The organism is Herbiconiux sp. 320_LB (assembly GCF_059691755.1).
Genome location: NZ_JCAWAD010000002.1, coordinates 141,562 through 158,536 on the forward strand (window position 1 = coordinate 141,562; position 16,975 = coordinate 158,536).

At 72.1% G+C, this 16,975-nt stretch carries 18 protein-coding genes; 10 read left to right on the top strand and 8 right to left on the bottom strand.

Annotated features, from left to right (window positions below; translation table 11 throughout):
- Positions 1-829: hypothetical protein (locus AC59HU_RS04820; RefSeq protein WP_497222220.1), on the bottom strand; the 829-nt coding region annotated here is incomplete at its 3' end.
- Positions 830-1,091: 262 nt separating this feature from the next.
- Here AC59HU_RS04820 and AC59HU_RS04825 point away from each other — a divergent pair.
- Complete coding sequence (locus AC59HU_RS04825; RefSeq protein ID WP_497222221.1) at positions 1,092-1,856, top strand: SDR family oxidoreductase; 765 nt, start codon at positions 1,092-1,094, stop codon at positions 1,854-1,856.
- A gap of 382 nt (positions 1,857-2,238) precedes the next feature.
- Here the strand turns inward: AC59HU_RS04825 and AC59HU_RS04830 are convergent, their stop codons facing one another.
- From AC59HU_RS04830 to AC59HU_RS04840, 3 genes are all read right to left on the bottom strand, one after another.
- Positions 2,239-3,870, bottom strand: coding sequence for an ABC-F family ATP-binding cassette domain-containing protein (locus AC59HU_RS04830; RefSeq protein WP_497222222.1), 1,632 nt, complete (start codon positions 3,868-3,870; stop codon positions 2,239-2,241).
- Positions 3,871-4,103: 233 nt separating this feature from the next.
- The gene (locus tag AC59HU_RS04835; protein ID WP_497222223.1) at positions 4,104-4,553 is read right to left on the bottom strand and encodes a sigma-70 family RNA polymerase sigma factor family protein; all 450 of its coding nucleotides are present in this window, start codon (positions 4,551-4,553) and stop codon (positions 4,104-4,106) included.
- Positions 4,550-5,659, bottom strand: coding sequence for an RNA polymerase sigma-70 factor (locus AC59HU_RS04840; RefSeq protein WP_497222224.1), 1,110 nt, complete (start codon positions 5,657-5,659; stop codon positions 4,550-4,552). Before AC59HU_RS04840 ends, AC59HU_RS04835 begins: the two co-directional genes overlap by 4 nt.
- A 155-nt stretch (positions 5,660-5,814) precedes the next feature.
- Between AC59HU_RS04840 and AC59HU_RS04845 the strand changes: the two genes are divergently transcribed.
- The 5 genes from AC59HU_RS04845 (at position 5,815) to AC59HU_RS04865 (ending at position 11,986) form a co-directional block, all read left to right on the top strand.
- A complete protein-coding gene (locus AC59HU_RS04845; protein WP_497222225.1) occupies positions 5,815-6,597 on the top strand; it encodes an SDR family oxidoreductase in 783 nt (260 codons plus the stop codon).
- Positions 6,598-6,691: 94 nt separating this feature from the next.
- The gene (locus AC59HU_RS04850) at positions 6,692-7,291 is read left to right on the top strand and encodes a TetR/AcrR family transcriptional regulator (protein WP_497222226.1); all 600 of its coding nucleotides are present in this window, start codon (positions 6,692-6,694) and stop codon (positions 7,289-7,291) included.
- 168 nt (positions 7,292-7,459) lie between these two features.
- The gene (locus AC59HU_RS04855) at positions 7,460-8,557 is read left to right on the top strand and encodes a zinc-binding dehydrogenase (protein WP_497222227.1); all 1,098 of its coding nucleotides are present in this window, start codon (positions 7,460-7,462) and stop codon (positions 8,555-8,557) included.
- 49 nt (positions 8,558-8,606) lie between these two features.
- The gene (locus AC59HU_RS04860) at positions 8,607-9,614 is read left to right on the top strand and encodes an LLM class flavin-dependent oxidoreductase (RefSeq protein WP_497222228.1); all 1,008 of its coding nucleotides are present in this window, start codon (positions 8,607-8,609) and stop codon (positions 9,612-9,614) included.
- Positions 9,615-9,853: 239 nt separating this feature from the next.
- A complete protein-coding gene (locus tag AC59HU_RS04865; RefSeq protein ID WP_497222229.1) occupies positions 9,854-11,986 on the top strand; it encodes a carboxypeptidase regulatory-like domain-containing protein in 2,133 nt (710 codons plus the stop codon).
- Between the two features lie 81 nt (positions 11,987-12,067).
- On the opposite strand, the gene AC59HU_RS04870 is transcribed toward AC59HU_RS04865, so the two are convergent.
- The 4 genes from AC59HU_RS04870 to AC59HU_RS04885 all read right to left on the bottom strand — a co-directional run bounded on the left by AC59HU_RS04870 (position 12,068) and on the right by AC59HU_RS04885 (position 15,125).
- Positions 12,068-12,586, bottom strand: a complete 519-nt coding sequence (locus AC59HU_RS04870) for a twin-arginine translocase TatA/TatE family subunit (protein ID WP_497222230.1) — start codon at positions 12,584-12,586, stop codon at positions 12,068-12,070.
- A gap of 115 nt (positions 12,587-12,701) precedes the next feature.
- Positions 12,702-12,983, bottom strand: a complete 282-nt coding sequence (locus tag AC59HU_RS04875) for a twin-arginine translocase TatA/TatE family subunit (RefSeq protein WP_497222231.1) — start codon at positions 12,981-12,983, stop codon at positions 12,702-12,704.
- A gap of 49 nt (positions 12,984-13,032) precedes the next feature.
- On the bottom strand, positions 13,033-14,103 hold the full coding sequence (locus tag AC59HU_RS04880) for a dioxygenase family protein (RefSeq protein ID WP_497222232.1): 1,071 nt from the start codon (positions 14,101-14,103) through the stop codon (positions 13,033-13,035).
- A gap of 140 nt (positions 14,104-14,243) precedes the next feature.
- Positions 14,244-15,125, bottom strand: a complete 882-nt coding sequence (locus tag AC59HU_RS04885; protein WP_497222233.1) for an alpha/beta fold hydrolase — start codon at positions 15,123-15,125, stop codon at positions 14,244-14,246.
- A gap of 53 nt (positions 15,126-15,178) precedes the next feature.
- On the opposite strand from AC59HU_RS04885, the gene AC59HU_RS04890 reads away from it, so the two are divergent.
- The 4 genes from AC59HU_RS04890 to AC59HU_RS04905 all read left to right on the top strand — a co-directional run bounded on the left by AC59HU_RS04890 (position 15,179) and on the right by AC59HU_RS04905 (position 16,902).
- Complete coding sequence (locus AC59HU_RS04890; protein WP_497222234.1) at positions 15,179-15,655, top strand: MarR family winged helix-turn-helix transcriptional regulator; 477 nt, start codon at positions 15,179-15,181, stop codon at positions 15,653-15,655.
- 136 nt (positions 15,656-15,791) lie between these two features.
- Positions 15,792-16,142 (top strand): VOC family protein, encoded by a 351-nt coding sequence (locus AC59HU_RS04895; RefSeq protein WP_497222235.1) that lies wholly within the window; start codon positions 15,792-15,794, stop codon positions 16,140-16,142.
- Positions 16,143-16,367: 225 nt separating this feature from the next.
- The gene (locus AC59HU_RS04900; RefSeq protein ID WP_497222236.1) at positions 16,368-16,604 is read left to right on the top strand and encodes a hypothetical protein; all 237 of its coding nucleotides are present in this window, start codon (positions 16,368-16,370) and stop codon (positions 16,602-16,604) included.
- 91 nt (positions 16,605-16,695) lie between these two features.
- Complete coding sequence (locus AC59HU_RS04905; protein ID WP_497222237.1) at positions 16,696-16,902, top strand: hypothetical protein; 207 nt, start codon at positions 16,696-16,698, stop codon at positions 16,900-16,902.
- The last annotated feature ends 73 nt before the right edge of the window (positions 16,903-16,975 follow it).

A 16,975-nucleotide genomic window follows, 5' to 3' on the forward strand; every position in this document is an offset into this window, starting at 1 on the left:
CGTAGGTGCCCGTGGTCATCCACTTACCGTCTTCGACAACGGCGGCGGTGGTGCCGGGAACGCGGTCACCCGCGGGGGTGAGCACGTTGACGGTCGAACCGTCGGTTCCGGTACCGGTGAAGATCACCGTGCGGGAGTCGACGGTCTGACCATTGGTCGGGCTCGTCACCGAGAAGTTGTTCGACGGAACGACGGCGGGGAGGCTGAAGGTGACGGACTGCTCGCCACGGCCGGCGCCACCGGTGACCTGGTTGACGTTCACGGTCTGGCTGATCGCAGCGTCGTCGGCGTAGGTGCCCGTGGTCATCCACTTACCGTCTTCGACAACGGCGGCGGTGGTGCCGGGAACGCGGTCACCCGCGGGGGTGAGCACATTGACGGTCGAACCATCCGTGCCGGTACCGGTGAACATCACCGTGCGGGAGTCGACGGTCTGACCGTCGGTCGGGCTCGTCACCGTGAAGTTGTACGACGCGGGGAGGGAGAAGTTGACGGTGCGCTGCGGGATGCCGCTGCCGCCGTAGATGCCACCGACCACGATGGTCTGAGCGACCGACGCGTCCTCCGCGTACTCGGGGAGGGTGAGCGAGTAGGGGGTCGGCTGCCCGAAGGTGCCGCCCGGGTTGACGCGCGAGAGCACGGTGGTGCCGTCGGCCGCATAGACGATGACGGTCGCTCCGCCGAAGACGGATCCCGTCACCGTGACGGTGCGGGAGGCGACGGTCGTCCCCTCGCCCGGTGCCGTGACCGTGAGGCCGGCCTCAGCCGCGTTGGCGGCGGTGGCGGAGACCATGAGGCCGCCGAGTGCGAGCGCGGCGATCGCCGGCACAGCCAGCAATTTCCGCCATGAGAAACGTGTGTTCACAAGATTCCTTCTGCATCGAAGGAATGTCGTACTGCACACACGACACCCCGACCCGAGACACCGATCTGTTGACCAGTGCTAACTAGATCGAATCTAACAGGATGTTCCAAGGCGGCAAGACCATTGGTCTACAAATGACGAGGGCGTCACAGCGGGGCCGCGCATCCGGTCGTAGTTGGGGACGGGCGCGGAACGCACCGCGGCCGCACCCAACGGAAGGTTGACCATGTCCAGGATCGTCGTCATCGGAGGCACGGGCCTCATCGGCTCCAAGGTCGTCGCGAAGCTCACCGAGCACGGGCACGAGGCGATCGCCGCGTCACCGAACACCGGCGTGAACACCCTCACCGGCAAGGGTCTCGCCGAGGTGCTCGCCGGCGCCGACACCGTGCTCGACGTCTCGAACTCGCCGTCGTTCGCCGACGACGACGTGATGCGGTTCTTCACCACCGCGACCACCAACATCCTCGCCGCCGCCGAGGCCGCCGGGGTCGGGCACTACGTCGCCCTCTCGGTGGTCGGTGCCGAGCGGATGCCCGACAGCGGCTACCTGCGGGCGAAGGTCGCGCAGGAGAAGCTGATCCGCGAGTCGACGCTGCCGTGGTCGATCGTGCGGGCCACCCAGTTCTACGAGTTCGCCCGGGGCATCGCCGACAGCGCGACCATCGACGGCGAGGTGCGGCTGCCCAACGCGCCGGTGCAGCCGATGGCGGCCGAGGATGTCGCGACCGCGGTCGCGCGCACCACCGCGGGCGAACCCCTGAACCGCATCGTCGAGATCGGCGGGCCGGAGAGGTTCGGGCTCGACGAGTTCGTGCGCACGGGGATGACGTTCCGGGGGGACAAGCGCTCGGTGGTGACGGATCCCGAGGCGCCGTACTTCGGTGGGCACCCGGGTGCCGACACGTTGGTGCCGGGGGCCGACGCGACGCTGTCGACGCTGAGCTTCGAGGAGTGGCTGCGGGCGAACCCGGTGCCGGTGGGGCGGTAGGGGGTTCGTCGTCTCGCGGCTGGCGGCCAGCGTTTGGCGTGTGCCGAATGAAGTCGTGTCCGGTGGCGAGGTCAGCCCTCGGCATCGGGTGCCTCGACGCTTCGGCGCGCGGCCGGTCGCCGGCCGTGGGCGGATCCCTACCGGCCGGGCCCTCCAGTGTCGTCATCAGAATCGAGATCGGTCTTGACGCGTCTCTTGGGTGTGCCCGGGAGCATCAATTTGGCTCCGTTCTTCGTTGAACGGAGGGCACGGATCTCGTCGCGGCCACCGGCGATCCCGACAACGATCGCGACCAGAGCCCCGATGCCGATGAGCCATCCCATGACGCGGACAGTACGCCTTCTCCGTCTACCCGTACAGCTGACGCCGTGTGCCTCAGGCCTCAGCGCTCGCGGAGCGCTCCCTCCGGGGTGAGCTCGAGCGTCAGCGTCAGGCCGAGACGCGCGAGGAAACGGTCGTCGTGGCTGACCACGATCAGCGCACCCCGGTAGGCGGTCAGCGCGTCGACCAGCTGGTCGACACTCGTGACGTCGAGGTTGTTCGTCGGCTCGTCGAGGATCAGCAGCTGCACCGGCGGGTCGGCGAGCAGCTGACGGGCGAGCAGAACGCGGAACCGCTCACCGCCGCTCAGGGTCGCGACCGGGCGGTCGACCGCGTCGCCCTTGATCAGCAGCCGACCCAGACGATTGCGGATGATCGAGTCGGCGACGTTCGGCGCCACCGCCCGCACGTTCTCCAGGGCACCCGCGGTCTCGTCGATCCCGGAGAGTCGTTGGGCGAGGTAGCCGACCCGGTCGGTGTGCAGCACTCCCCCGGCTCGGGCGGGCTCGGCGCGCCCCGGGTCGCCGGCAGCTGGGCCGGGACCCGCGTCACCGCTCGCGACGAGAGCCTCGAGCAGCGTCGTCTTGCCCACGCCGTTCGCGCCGACGATCGCGATGCGCTCGGGGCCCTGGATGAGGTGGGTGCGGTCGGTGCCATGCAGCTCGGCGATGCGGCGGCCCACCGGCACGTCGGGATCCGGGAGCTCGAGCGTGATCCGCTGGTCGGGGCGGATGCGCGCGTTCGCCTCCTCGCGCGCCGCCTGAGCCGCGCTCATCCGGTCGTCGAGTCCGGTGCGGAGCTTGCCGGCCGACACCTCCGCGCGCGACGCGAGCCCGTTCATCAGGATCTTCGAGCCCCTCTTGTTCTCGTTCGCCGTCTTCGCGTTCTTCGCGCGCCGGGCCAGCCGCGACTCCGCCTCGGCGCGCTGCCGCTGCTCGGACTTGACCGCGTGCTGGGCAGCCGCGGCATCCTGAACCGCATCGGCCTGCTGCCGGTCGAGAGCGGCCCGCCACTCGCTGTACGGGCCGCCGAAGGTGGTGAGTCGGCCGCGGTAGAGCTCGGTCGTCTGGTCCATGCGCTCGAGCAGGTCGAGGTCGTGACTGACCACGACGAGGGTGCCCGGCCAGTCGTCGAGCAGCCGGGCCAGGCGGTCACGGGTGGCGCGGTCGAGGTTGTTCGTGGGTTCGTCGAGCAGCGTGATCGGGTGCTCGCGCACGCGCAGACCCGTGATCGTGATCAACATGGCCTCGCCGCCCGAGAGCGCGCTCGCCGGGCGGTCGAGGTCGGCGGCCGAGAAGCCGATCGCGTCGAGGGCGATCTCGGCCCGCGACTCGATGTCCCAGTCGTCGCCGATCGTGTCGAAGAGGGCTTCGGAGACGTCGCCGCCCTCGAGGGCGCGGAGCGCATCCCGCACCCCTCGGATGCCGAGGAGGTCGGTCACGGTCGCCGAGTCGTCCCAGGTGATCGACTGGCGGAGGTAGCCGACGTCGCCCGTGGTCGTGACGGTGCCGGATGCGGGGAGCAGGTCGCGCGCGACGAGGCGCAGCAGGGTGGACTTGCCGGCGCCGTTGTCGCCGACGAGGCCGGTGCGGCCCGGAGAGAAGCCTCCGGAGACATCGGACAGGACGGTCGTGCCGTCGGGCCAGGAGAAGGAGACGTGCGAAAGGACGATGGCGGATGTGCCGGTGGACATGCGAGAACCTCGACGAGAGAAGCGGACGATGAACAGCGTTCGGCCGCGCGGGGGCTGGATCAGCCTCCGGTGACCGGGACTACGCTTTGTCGATCTCGTCAGTCAGCACGCCTCGACTTTACCAGGGCCGCTTTTTCTGCACGAGTCGGACGGTGCGAACCCGATGACCATCGGCCGCTCTGCACCAGAGCCTTACGACCACTAACCCGCCGTCGGCGACCGGGGCGCTCGGGTCAGGGGGTGTTCCAGTGGCGGATCTTGGCGGGTGAGGCGACTACCCAGAGGGCCGTGATGGCGCCGGCGGGTTCGGTGGCGGTGTGGGCGGTGGTGGTGTCGACCGCGATGACGGCGATCGCGCGGTCGCCCTCGCGCGCGACCAGGCCCGCGCATCCGTTCACCGAGTGCTCGACGAAGGTGAGGGCCGGGGCGCCGGCGGTCGGACCAGCGAAGAGGCGGAGGAGGAGCGCGGAGGTGTCCTCGATGCCATGGGCAGTAGCCTCAGCAGCGATCCCGGGTGGGACGGCGGAGGAAGCGGCGGGCCCGCCGGGGGCGGAGGGAGCGGCGGGGTGGCCGGCGTCGAGGACGAGGGTGATCGCGGGGTCGAGGAGCGCCTCGATCGCCGCCGGGTCGCCCGCCTCGAAGGCCCGCTGCAACGCCCGCACCAGGTCGCGGTGCCGCGTCACGCGGGAGCCGGAGCCGTGCGGGTGAGCTTTGCGGGGCTCATCATCCACAGCACCTGCCGGATGCCGTCGCCGCCGGCCGTGACGGTGAGGGCGGTCGTGACGACGCCGTCCTCCTCGAGGAGTACCGCGGGCTGGCCGTTCAGCTCGGCCCAGGCGATCGACTTGCCGCGCCAGAAATGGCCCGAGAACGCGGCGATGAACTGGGCGACCCGGTGGCGGCCGAGGATCGGGACGCGGGCCGCGAGCTTCACGCCGTTGCCGTCGGAGTAGCTGACGACATCCGTCACGAACAGTTCCTCGAGCGCCGCGATGTCCCCCTCCTGCGCCGCCTGCAGGAACGCCGCCAGCAGCCGACGCTGCTCGGCCGACTCGACCGCGGCGCGCTTCTCACCGGCCAGGTGCTTGCGGGCGCGGCTGACCAGCTGGCGGGTGGCCGGCTCCTTCAGCTGCACGATCTGCGCGATCTGCGGGTAGGGGTAGTCGAAGGCCTCGCGCAGCACGTAGGCGGCGCGCTCGGTGGGGGTGAGCTTCTCGAGCAGCAGCAGCATCGCGAAATTCAGGGCCTCGCCGCGTTCGGCGCCGAGCGCGGGGTCGTCATCGGTGTTGACCGGCTCGGGCAGCCAGGGGCCGATGTAGGTCTCCCGGCGGGAGCGGGCCGACTGCAGCACGTTGATGGCCAGGCGCGTGGTCGCGGTCGCGAGGAACGCGGGCGGGTCGAGCACGACGCTGCGGTCGCAGGTCTGCCAGCGGAGCCAGACGTCCTGCACGATGTCCTCGGCCTCGGAGACGGTGCCGAGCATCCGGTACGCGATGCCGAAGAGGCGGCGGCGCACCGCGGAGAAGAGCTCGGTGGCCTCGGCGAGGTCGTCGGCCGGGGGTCGCTCGTCGATTGCGGGGTGCTCCTTCGCGTCGGGGTGGTCGGGGTGGCAGTGGTCTAGCCGGGCAGGGTTGCCGCGGTGGGGGCGGTCCGGCCGGGCGCGCTGGCCGGTGTGGCCGGCGTCGGCGGGGCCGTCGGGGTGGCCGGGGTCGACGGCGCTGCCGGCGCCGGCAGCGTGGCTCCACCGTAGGCCTGGTCGGGCATCCGTGTCCCGGGCACCGTGCGACATGGGTCTCCTTCTCGCCGAGGTCGCCGCCTGCGACCGCTCGACAGCTCTGACCGGATGCCCGGCCGATCTGTGACCGGATGTCACGGATCCGCGCCCCACCCGGTCGTAGCTGTCGTGACGCAGCCCGTCGGGCCGCGCGAGACGGAAGGGCCGCCATGAGAATCGTCGTCGTCGGAGGAACCGGACTGATCGGGTCGAAGGTGGTGGCCCGGCTGCAGGATGCGGGGCACGAGGTGACCGCGGCCGCTCGCCGCACCGGCGTGAACTCGTACACGGGAGAGGGCCTCGCCGAGGCGCTCGACGGAGCCGAGACGGTGGTCGACCTCTCGAACTCGTCGTACACCGACCAGGCCGGGGCGCTCGAGTTCTTCTACGCCTCCACGCTCAACCTCCTCACCTACGGCCGGGCCGCGGGCGTCGGCCATCACGTGGCGCTCTCGGTCGTCGGCACCGATCGCCTGGCGCAGACCGAACGCGGCTACTTCTTCGCGAAGGATGCGCAGGAGACCCTGATCCGGCGGTCGTCGATGCCGTACTCGCTCGTGCACGCGACCCAGTTCTTCGAGTTCGTGCGGAGCATCGCCGACGCCTCCACGCAGCACGGGCAGGTGCGGCTCGCCGAGGCATCGGTGCAGCCGATCGCGGGCGACGACGTGGCGGATGCGGTGACGACCACGGCGCTCGGGGAACCGACCGGCACGACCCGCGAGTACGCCGGGCCCGAGGTCTTCGCGCTGCGCGACCTCGTGCGGCTGGAGCTGCGGGCCCGGCAGGATCCGCGCGAGGTCGCGATCGAGACCGACCCGCTGGCCCGGTACTTCGGCACCACCCTCGCGCCGGACGAACTGCTCCCCGGCCCCGACGCGTTCCGCTTCCCGACGCGGTTCGAGGAGTGGCTGGGGGGCCGCCGGGCGGCGGAGAGCGTCGCCCTGAGGTGAGCTCGGCGCGATCGCGCCGGCCGGATCGGGTCCGGGCCGCCCCGCCCACCATCCTTTTCTGTACACCTGTCCAGAAGTGGCGTAGGGTCGCAGCATGAGCGCTGCCGCCGGATCCAACGACGAGCTCCGCCGCGGCCTCCAGGAGTCGCTCGATCCCCGGCCCTCCCGCACCCGCGCCCGCCTGGCCGACGCGGTGCACCAGCTCTCGGCCTCGGGCGAGGAGATCAGTGTCGCCGCGATCGCGCGCACCGCCGGCATCAGCCGGGCCAGCTTCTACGCCCACTACGCGAGCCTCCACGAGCTGGCCGACAGCCTGCGCCGCGACGCGTTCGCCCAGATCGCCGACCTCTACCAGCACGACCACCGCGCCGACGCGATGCACGCCTCCCAGGAACGCCTGGTCGCGCACTTCGCCGACAACCGCGCCCTCTACTCCGCGCTCGGCGCGCTCCCGGTCAGCAAGGATGCGTACCTCGCGGCCGTGCGCGCGATGGCCGCGGTGATCGAGGCGGCCCTGCTGACGCATCCCGGCCGCCCGCCCGGCCTCGATCCCGCCGCCACCGCGCGCTACATCGCCGGGGCCGCCTACGGGCTGCTCGACGCCTGGATCGCCGGCGAGATCGCGCTCGACGAGGAGGCGCTGGCCGACCACCTGACCAGCCTGCTGCCGAGCTGGTTCAGCGGCGTGGGCTGACATCCGCCACCGAACCGGCCGTCGAGCCCGCCACCGGCCGCCGAGCCCGCCGCCGACCGCGACCGCGACCACCACCACCGCCACCGCCCCAGGCGCCGCCATCCCCGCCACCGACTTCACCACCGACCCCACGGAGGCCACGAGCCTCACCCCGAGAAAGGAACACCCATGAAAGCCACCCTCGTCCGCGAGATCGGCGCCGGATTCGTCACCGAAGACGTCGAGCTCGCCGAACCGATCGGCCGGGAGGTGCTCGTCGACGTCAAGGCCTCCGGGCTCTGCCACACCGACCTGACCTACTCCCGCAACGATCTAGGCAGCCCGCTGCCGATGCTGCTCGGCCACGAGGTCGCCGGCGTCGTGGCCGCCGTCGGCCCCGACGTCACCGAGCTCTCCGTCGGCGACCACGTCGTCGGCTGCCTGGTGCAGTCGTGCGGCCGATGCGAGGCCTGTCTGACCGGTCGCACGTTCCAGTGCGAGCATCCTGAAGCCACCTTGCGCGCGGGAGACCAGCCGGCGCGCGTCGTCGACGCCCACGGTCACCGGGTGGAGCAGGTCTTCGGACTCGGCGGCTTCGCCCAGCGCGCCCTCATCCACGAGAACCAGCTGGTCGCGGTGAGCGACGCCATCCCGTTCGCGCAGGCGGCCCTGCTCGGCTGCGGCGTGGTCACCGGTGCCGGCGCGGTCATCACCACCTCGAACACCCAGGCCGGCGATGCCGTCGTGATCATCGGAGCGGGCGGCGTCGGGCTGAACGCGATCAACGGGGCGCTCGTCGCCGGAGCCACCCGGATCATCGCCGTCGACGTCGCCGACGACAAGCTCGAGAAGGCGAAGCGCTTCGGCGCCACCCACATCATCAACTCGACGAAGGTCGACGCGGTCGCCGAGGTGATGGCGATCACCGGCCGGGGTGCGGATGCGGCGTTCGACTTCGTCGGGATCCCCGCGGTGACCGCCTCCGGTCTCGAGATGATCCGCCCGGGCGGCGGCCTCTACCTGATCGGCATCATCGACCCGTCGGCGACGCTGCCGCTGCTGACCATCGGTCTGATCGGCACGCAGAAGCGCATCCAGGGCGTCTACATGGGCTCGACGACGCCGAAGCACGACATCCCGCTGTACGCCGACCTCTACCTGCAGGGCCGGTTCAACCTCGACGACCTGATGTCGCGCGAGATCGCCCTCGACGGGGTGGAGGCGGGGTACGAGCTACTGAGGGATCCGGAGGTGACCCGGGTGGTGATCACCTCGGGGCTCAGCTAGCGCGAGCGGGGTCGGGAACATGGAGCGGGGCATCGGCGTTGAGAAGAAGATGACCGTTCCCCTCTCGATTCTCGACCTCGCCCCGATCGCACCCGGCGAGACCGCCCGCGACAGCTTCGCCGCCTCGGTCGCGCTCGCTCAGACGGCGGAGGCGAACGGCTACCGGCGGGTCTGGTACGCCGAGCACCACAACATGCCCTCGATCGCGTCGAGCGCGACCGCGGTGCTGATCGCCCATGTGGCCTCCCAGACCTCCACCATCCGGCTCGGCGCCGGCGGTGTGATGCTGCCGAACCACTCGCCGCTGACGATCGCCGAGCAGTTCGGAACCCTCGAGGCCCTGCACCCCGGCCGCATCGACCTGGGGCTGGGTCGTGCACCCGGCAGCGACCAGGCGACCTTCCGCGCGCTGCGCCGCGACCCGGCGTCGTCGGAGCGGTTCCCGGACGACGTGCTCGAGCTGCAGGGGTTCCTCGCGGGCGAGTCCCGGCTGGCCGGCGTGAACGCGACTCCCGGGTCGGGTTCGCGGGTGCCCCTGTACATCCTCGGCTCGTCGCTGTTCGGCGCGCGGCTCGCCGCCGCCTTCGGGCTGCCCTACGCCTTCGCCTCGCACTTCGCTCCGGATGCGCTGCACGACGCGGTCGCCACCTACCGACGCGAGTTCACGCCCTCGGCGCAGCTCGATCAGCCGTACGTCATCGCCGGCGTGAACGCGATCGCCGCCGACGACACCGAGGATGCGGTGCGGCAGCTCGCCCAGGTGAAGCGCGCCCGGCTGATGATGCTGCTGCGCCAGAGCGGCCGCGTCTCGCTCGACCGCACCTTCGGCGACGACGAGCTCGACTACCTGCTCACCACGCCGGCCGGCGCGCACGTGCAGGCCATGACCACCTACACCGGGATCGGCACCGGCCCCGAGGTCTCCGACTACGTCGAGGAGTTCGCGCGCACCGCCGACGTCGACGAGGTCATCGTGGCGCACGCGTCGCAGGCGACCGAGGCGCGCCTGCGCTCGGTCGCGCTGCTCGCGGAGGCCCACGCCCGCGTCGCGGCCTAGGCGTCGCGGCGTCCGGCCTCGGCGTCGCGGCCTCGGCCGCGTTGCGTGACCGGTGTTGCGGGCTAAGCGTCGCGGCCTGGGCATCGCGGCGTGGGCCGAACCGAGCATCCGGCGACCATCGCCGTCAGACGCGCAGCGCCGCCTGGTGCGCGAAGCCCCTGAACGGGTGACAAATCGTCGGGCAATGCATACCCTCGATACTCAGCGGCCGATGGGGGCCCGACGAGTGAGGACGACGCATGAGCACCGTACCGACCACCCGCACCTGGGCCGCCGGCACCCGGGCCACCCGCACCCGGGTCGCGCGCACCAGGGCCACCCGCCCCTGGTCCCGTCGTCTCGCGGCCGCCGCGACCACCGGAATTGTCGCCACCGCACTGGCCCTCGCGGGCGCGACCGGCGCATCCGCCGCCGAGTCCGGGTCGTGGGGGTCGTTCGAGGTGTCGGGCTCGGCCCGCGCCTACTCGGGCACGATGACACTCGGCGGCGGCTTCCCCGCGACGACGTTCACCTCCACCTCGCGGCAGACCTCCGTGCCGAGCGGGTCGAGCACCTGGCAGGCGCCGGCCACTCCCCCGGGCGCGCTGTATGGCAGCAGCAAGGGCAGCGCCTACCTCAACCAGCGTCCGGCGCAGGACACCCCGAACCCGGCGGGCGCCGCCGTCACCACTTACCTGTTCGCGAGCCCGACACCCACGGCCGGCTGGTCGTTCGTGCTCGGCGACATCGATGCCGACCAGGTGACGATCACCGCGACCGACCCCGACGGGGCACTCGTCCCGGCCGAGGCCCTGGGCTTCCAGGGCGGGTACAACTACTGCCGCCAGGCCGGCGGCCCCTCCTGCGACTCGGCCGCGATCGGCGACGTGCCGCGATGGGATGCAGCGACCGGCACCCTCACCGGCAATGCGGCGGCCGCCGACACCGAGGGCGCCGCCGGTTGGTTCAGCCCCTCCGTGCCCCTGGGTTCGCTGACGATCTCGTTCCAGCAGCGCAGCGGATTCCCGATCTACCAGACCTGGTTCGCGACGAGGACGGTCTCGGCGAGCGGCACGGCCACCATCGGCGAGGGTACGGATGCGGTGCCCTACGCGGGTGCGGCCGTGACGGTCACCGACGCGGCCGGCCGGGTCGTCGCCGTGACCGAGACGAGGGCCGACGGCACGTATTCGGTGCCCGCGCTGGTCGCGGCACCCGGGTACCGGGTCGCGGTCGCGCCGCCGGCGGGGGCCGAGCCGGCGGACCCGCTCGGCTTCTCGCTGCAGGACGGCGACCGGGCGGGGCTCGACGTCGTCTTCACCACCTCCGCCGGCGCCCCGGCCACCACGACGGCTTCCGGCGTGATCACCGATTCGGACGGGCAGCCGGCGGCCGGGCGCGAACTGAGCATCATCGCCGAGGGAGCGACCGAGCCCTCCGACACGGAGGTCACCGACGCCGACGGCCGGTACACGTTCGCGGGGCTGGATCCTGCGAAGAACTACGCGCTCGTCGACGTCCCCACCGGCAACTCGACCGAGTTCGTCGCGCCCGCCGGACTCGGCAACCGCATGCTGCCCCCCGAGCCGGTGACGGTCGAGGTGACCGGCACCATCCTGGGTCCGGACGGGACGCCGGCCGCCGGCCAGACCGTCGACATCATCCCCGTCCCAACGGTTGCCGGGGTGCCGTCGGGCGCGCAGCCCACCGGCCCGGATGCGTCGGTCGTGACGGATGAGAACGGCGCGTTCACCGCCGACGGGCTCATCCCCTCGGCGGAGTACGTCGCGATCGTGGGAGACGACGCCGAGAACCCCATCCACTTCACCGCGCCGGCCGCGGGCGAACCGGTCACGCCGCTGGAACTGGAGGTACCCACGCCGAACGCCGTGTCCGTCGACGGCACGGTCGTCTCGTCGAGGGGGGTGCCGGTGCCGGACATCGAGGTCAGCGTGCTGCCGCCGTCCAGCTCGACACCCCTGGCGACGACCATGACGGATGCGGACGGGCGCTTCGTGTTCGACGGACTCGTGCCGGGCTCGGGGTATCGGCTGAGCATCGAGGGGATCGAGGGCACGACCGGGTTCAGCGCGTTCGCCGACACGGGACTGGGAGTGTTCGCGCTGCCGGCGCCGGTCGTGGCGCCGCCTGGGGCGGGGGGCGGGCCCGGGAGCACGGGGCCAGGAGGTTCTGGGCCCGAGGGTGCGGCTCCTGGGAGTGGGGCACCGGGAGCTGCGGCTTCTGGCGGGTCTCCGGCAGGCACGGGCGGGGCCCGGCTCGCTGCGACCGGGGGCACCCCCGTCGAGGCACTGGCCCTCGCCGGCCTGCTGCTCGCTTCGGGTCTGCTCGTCGCCGGCGCGCGTGCCACCCGGCCGACGAGGGCTTCGGGATGATCCGGAACTCGTCTCACCCCGGCGCCTGACCCGCGGCCCCCGGCGCCTGACCCGCGGCCCCCGGTGTCTGACCCGCAGCGATCAGCGACGCGGTCGCGGCAGCGGAGCAGCCGCGGGGACCCGGGCGAGCATCGCTGCCTGCCACCCGCCCGGGGCGACCCGGGACGCCGGCTTCAGAACTGGTACGGACGGACGGCCCGCGAATTGAGCCTCGGCGGACGGGTCATCGGCGAGCTGCCGGTCGGCCGACGGGAGAGCTGCAGGCGAGGGATCGGCCGACCGGAGATCGACCGACGGGTCTGCGGGCGCGAGACCGTCGGGCCGCGGGTCGGCGGGCGCGGGGTCGGGGTCGGCCACCAGGGCGTCGCGCACGATGCGGCGGGGGTCGTACTGGCGGGGGTCGAGGTCTTTCCAGTCGGCCGGGTCGAAGTCGGCGCCGAGCTCGTCGGCCAGGCGAACGCGGGCCGTGTCGGTGAAGCCCCGCAGCGCCCGGACCATCGTGGCGAGCTTCTCCGCATAGACCGGGAGCCGCTGCGGACCGATCAGGAACGCGGCCAGCACGCCGATGACCAGGAGTTTCTCGAACGTCAGCCCGAACATCCGCTCCTCCTCGCGGGCTCTCGGCGGAGGCCGGAGGGCGCCGCGGGCGCAGTCGCGGTCGCGGTTGCCGCCTTCGCCGCCGCTCTCGCTGCCCGCACCGGCGCGGAGAACACCGTCATGGCCTTGGAGCGGGTGCGGCGGTTTCGGCCGACTCGGTCGCAGGCACTGTTGACTCGGTCGACGGCACGGCCGGGTCGGTCGACGGTGCGGCAGCCCCGGCGCGGGCGGTCGATGGCGCCGCGGTCTCGGTCGGCTCGGCGACCTCGGACTTCAGGATGCGGGCCGACTGCCCGAGACTCCTCGCCAGGGCGGGGAGCTTGGCGGCGCCGAAGAAGAGGAGCACGACGGCGAGGAGGATGAGCGCGTGCCATCCGGTGAGATTCTGGAGGAAACCCATGACGAGATCTGCTTTCTGAGTGGGGGTGGATGGAGGAAGACGAGCTGGGTCAGGAGTTCGACATACCGCCCGCGCCACTACCGGACGGGGGCGTGCCACCGGCGCCGCCCGCGCCACCGGCGCCGCCCGGGCCGCCGGCCCCGCCCGGGCCGCTCCCGCCCGAGGGCGCTGAGCCGGCCGTGGGGGTGGTGCCCGTGTCGACGCGGGCCGTCAGCGAGACGCGGTAGCCCGCAGCCGCATCCCCACTCACGGTCGCCAGCTGCAGCGCTCCCCCGTCGTCGCCGAACACGTTGTCGGAGTCGAGGCTCACCTGCGCGAGGTTCTGGCTCGACCCCGCATACTCCGAGCGGGCGTACACGGTCTCCGCCGCATCCTGAGGCAGGGCCACCTGCGAGGTGGCGATCGCGTTGGCCGAGTCGCCGATGTCGTCGACGCTGCGATAGACCTCGAAGTGGATGTGCGGCCAGCGCCCGGTGTAACAGGCCGGGACGATCGAGGTGTACGACACGACACCGCTCGCATCGGCGACCTGCACGCCGCGGAGGTAGGTCTCGTTCTCGATGCCGCTGGAGTACATCGAGTAGCCACCGGCCGCGTCGCAGTGCCAGACGTAGACGGCCGCGTTCGCAAAGGGCACGTCGCCGTTCGCGGTGTCGAGGATGGTCAGCGTCAGGGCCATCGGAACGCCGGCCGCGGTGGTTCCGCCACCGATGCTCGAGCGGATGTCGCTGCGCACCACACCCGACTCGGCGAGCACGTCGGCCCCGTTCGAGCCGTCGCCGGGGTACGGGCCGGCGGTCTCGTCGGGGATCTCGCCGGCCGGGAGGCCTGTGGCTGTCCCGGATGCGGAGCTACCTCCGGTCGAGGTCGGTGACGGATTCGCCGTCGACGTCGCCGCCCCGGCTGCGGCACCTGTGCTGCCGCCGGTGGGGGTGCACGCGGCCAGCGCCATGGCCCCCGCGCCGAGGCCGACGACACCGAGCACGGCGCGCCGGCTGATCAGCGTGCGGATGTCGAAGGCGACCCCCTGGTCGACGACCTCGTCGTCGGCCCGATCGAGCAGGCGGCCTTCGTAGGAGGGGCCTCGGGGGGTGGAGTCGGGTTCGGGGATCCTGCTCATGGCGTGACGTCCTTTCGGGTGCGGCTGGGGGGTTCGCTCCAGTGTCGGCAACCGAGAATTGCGCCTGCTATGCCATCCCTATGAGCCCTCCATGAGCGTCCGGGGCCGGTGCCGGTGCCGTTTAGGCGGTGGGCGTCGGGTCAGCGGAGGCTCGCCAGGAAGGGGTCGAGCACCGCCCAGGTCGCCTCGGGGTTCTCGAGGTGAGGGAGATGGCCCGCTGCGGGGACCTCGGCGAACCGAGCGCCCGGGATCGCCGCGGCGACCGCGCGGCCATAGGCGGGAGTCACCACCCGGTCGCTCTCGCCGTAGACGACCAGGGTCGGGACGGCGATCGTCGCGAGGCGGCCCACCAGGCTCGGGTCGTTCATCCCGCGCCCGGCGACGGCCGCCATGGTCTGCCCGTTCGACTGCTGGATGGCCCGCTGCTCGGCCGTGAAGCCGGCCGGGTCGAGGTACCCGCGCTCGGGGTCGTGCCAGGCGACCTCGGCGAGCCCGCGGGCGTCGAGGGCGAAGAAGTCGACGATCGGCTCGCCCTCGATGAGCGCGCCGACGCCGTCGATGTCGATCACGGCGCCGATGAGGCCGGCGTACCGGTCGGGTGCGGACGCGGATGCGGGCGCGGATCCGGATGCAGCTGCGGGCGCGGGCGCGGATCCGGATGCGGATGCGGATGCGGATGCGGGCACGGTCGCGAAGGCGCCGGCCGACACGGGGGCCGCCGCATCCCGAGCCGAGGCCGCCGCCTGCGTCGCCATCTCGAGGGCGATCCAGCCGCCGATCGACGAGCCGACGACGGTCACGTCGCGCACCCCGTCGGCGGCGAGCCGGTCGAGGTACAGGGCCGCGAGCGCCGCGACCGAGTCGATGTCGTCGGGGCGCGGCGTGCCCTGCCACCCCGGATGCGTAGGGGCGAGCACGGTGAACGACGACGCCAGGTGGGCGACGACCGGCGCGACGGTCTGCGGACCGCCTCCGCCGTGCAGCACGAGGGCGACGCGGTCGCGGGAAGGAGCGTGATCCATGGTCTTCCGCCTATCTAAATATGTTTATATAAGAACGTTGATACGGTAGCACGATGACGACGCATCTCGAACCCCTCGGACAGGCGATCAAGCGCGCGCAGTACCGCAACCACCGCACGATGGATGCCGCACTGCGCGAGCTCGGCATCTCGCTCGTGCAGTGGGACGCGCTGCGGGCGATCGAGCGGATGCCCGGCGCATCCGGTCACGATCTCGCGGTGACGACGTTCCAGAGCGACCAGGCGTTCGGCACCCTGGCGACCCGGCTCGTCGACCGCGGGCTGGTCGCGCGGACGGCGGGCCGCGGCCGCCGCATCGAGCATGAGCTCACCGACGAGGGCCGGCAGGTGCTCGCCGACGGGCACGCGATCGCGGGCGGGGTGCTCGCCGAGCTCTTCGCGCCGCTCGACGAGCCCGAGCGGGCCACGCTGCTGCGCCTGCTCCAGACCCTGGCCGGCCCGGGCAGCCCCGCCGATCCCGCCGACCCGGACGACCCGCGCGGCCCGGCAAGCGCGGTCGCCTCCGCGTAGACGCGCCCGCGAACGCGGCGGTCTGACACGATGAACGGATGAACCCGACCCCGCCTGCGACCCTGCCGGACCCCGCACTCGTCCCCGAGCTCCTCGTCACCGATGCGCCGGCGAGCCTCGCGTTCTGGTGCGGGCTGTGCGGTTTCGGGTCGACTACGAGCGTCCCGAGGAGGGCTTCGCCTTCATCTCACTCGGCTCGGCCCAGATCATGCTCGAGCAGCGCGGGATCGGCCGCAACTGGGTGACCGGGCCACTCGAGCCACCGCTCGGGCGTGGCGTCAACTTCCAGATCAGCGTCCCGGCTCTGCCACCGATCCTCGCCGCGTTGCGCGAGGCGGGGCATCCGCTCTTCATGGAGCCCGAGACGAAGTGGTACCGCATCGACGAACGAACCGAAGCGGGCGTCGAGCAGTTCCTCGTCGCCGATCCCGACGGCTACCTCATCCGATTCCAGACATCGCTGGGCCGCCGACCGCTCGACCGGTGAGGCACGCCCGCGGTCGGGGCGCCCGAGGCAGGGGGCCTCATCGGGACCGGTTCGACGGCACGGCCATCGGGCTCTCGACGCAGGGTCGGGTGAGGAGACCCACGCCCCGACCCCCGCTACCTAGGTACTACCTACGGGCCGGGGCCGGCGGTGCGCAGGGCGGGAGTCGGGATAGAGTGGCGAGTACCCCCGTTCGGGGGTTGAACGGGAACGGTGGGTGTGACGGTGGACAGCGACGAGGCCTTCCGCATCAATCTCGAGAGCGTGCGCCCGGGGCAGTTCGTCGAACCGGATGCCGCCGCCAAGCACCACCCGAAAGGCCGCTTCTACCGCCCCGAGCTCTACAGCCGGCGCGAGCGGATCATCGACAGCACCGGGTTCCGCGTCGGCGCCGTCGTGGCGCTGGTCGTGGCCCTCGGCGGCCTGATCGTCGGCCTCGCGAACGCCTCCGCCATCCTCTGACCCGCGACCCTGAGCGGGACGTGTGAACCCGCGAGCGGGGCGGCGGGTGTTGGGAGACTGGCGGGAGTTCACCGAAGCGGAAGGACACACCATGGACCCCATCGTGATCGCCCTCATCGTCGTCGCCGTGATCGTCGTGGCGCTCGGCGTCGTGATCGGCGTGCGCCGACACCGGGCCGACGACTACCGCCCGTCACTCGACGCCCGCGACCAGCTGGGCGGACACTCCAGCGACGGCCTGGCCTCAGCCACCCGACACTCCGACCGAAGCGGCTCAGGCGCAGGCCCGGGCTTCTGACTCCGATCTTCTCGGCAGCGGTAGCGGCCGCGACTCGCCACTCCGGTGCACGGTCTCGAGAGCTACGGGTGAC

Coding starts and splice junctions, on each gene's coding strand:
- AC59HU_RS04825 (WP_497222221.1), top strand. CDS start 1,092: ATGTCCAGGATCGTCGTCATCGGAGGCACGGGCCTCATCGGCTCCAAG.
- AC59HU_RS04830 (WP_497222222.1), bottom strand. CDS start 3,870: ATGTCCACCGGCACATCCGCCATCGTCCTTTCGCACGTCTCCTTCTCC.
- AC59HU_RS04840 (WP_497222224.1), bottom strand. CDS start 5,659: ATGTCGCACGGTGCCCGGGACACGGATGCCCGACCAGGCCTACGGTGG.
- AC59HU_RS04845 (WP_497222225.1), top strand. CDS start 5,815: ATGAGAATCGTCGTCGTCGGAGGAACCGGACTGATCGGGTCGAAGGTG.
- AC59HU_RS04850 (WP_497222226.1), top strand. CDS start 6,692: ATGAGCGCTGCCGCCGGATCCAACGACGAGCTCCGCCGCGGCCTCCAG.
- AC59HU_RS04855 (WP_497222227.1), top strand. CDS start 7,460: ATGAAAGCCACCCTCGTCCGCGAGATCGGCGCCGGATTCGTCACCGAA.
- AC59HU_RS04860 (WP_497222228.1), top strand. CDS start 8,607: ATGACCGTTCCCCTCTCGATTCTCGACCTCGCCCCGATCGCACCCGGC.
- AC59HU_RS04865 (WP_497222229.1), top strand. CDS start 9,854: ATGAGCACCGTACCGACCACCCGCACCTGGGCCGCCGGCACCCGGGCC.
- AC59HU_RS04870 (WP_497222230.1), bottom strand. CDS start 12,586: ATGTTCGGGCTGACGTTCGAGAAACTCCTGGTCATCGGCGTGCTGGCC.
- AC59HU_RS04875 (WP_497222231.1), bottom strand. CDS start 12,983: ATGGGTTTCCTCCAGAATCTCACCGGATGGCACGCGCTCATCCTCCTC.
- AC59HU_RS04880 (WP_497222232.1), bottom strand. CDS start 14,103: ATGAGCAGGATCCCCGAACCCGACTCCACCCCCCGAGGCCCCTCCTAC.
- AC59HU_RS04885 (WP_497222233.1), bottom strand. CDS start 15,125: ATGGATCACGCTCCTTCCCGCGACCGCGTCGCCCTCGTGCTGCACGGC.
- AC59HU_RS04890 (WP_497222234.1), top strand. CDS start 15,179: ATGACGACGCATCTCGAACCCCTCGGACAGGCGATCAAGCGCGCGCAG.
- AC59HU_RS04905 (WP_497222237.1), top strand. CDS start 16,696: ATGGACCCCATCGTGATCGCCCTCATCGTCGTCGCCGTGATCGTCGTG.